Genomic DNA, 217 nt, shown 5'->3' with positions numbered 1-217 from the left:
GGCGCACCTTCTACAAATACTTCCGCAACAAGATGGATGTGCTGGAAAGCATCTATCGCATTTTCGTGGACAACATGTTGCTTCACTTCCACAAGGAGGTGAAGCAGGCGTCGTCTGCCCGGGATATTATCCGGAATACCACCCAGGTGTATTTCGACTACCACGTCAGCATGGGCCCGATCATCAAACTGATGATGGAAGAGGCACGCTCCTCAGC

The 217-nt window shown here is 51.6% G+C and carries 1 pseudogene; it reads left to right on the top strand.

The features are described from left to right. A pseudogene (locus A3714_RS17895) lies at positions 1-217 on the top strand (TetR/AcrR family transcriptional regulator); the annotation flags it as partial.

Source organism: Alcanivorax sp. HI0007 (assembly GCF_001635525.1).
In the GTDB taxonomy this organism is placed as follows: Bacteria; Pseudomonadota; Gammaproteobacteria; order Pseudomonadales; family Alcanivoracaceae; genus Alcanivorax.
The sequence above is the reverse complement of the archived record's forward strand: the minus strand, read 5'-3'. Positions and strand labels throughout refer to the sequence as shown.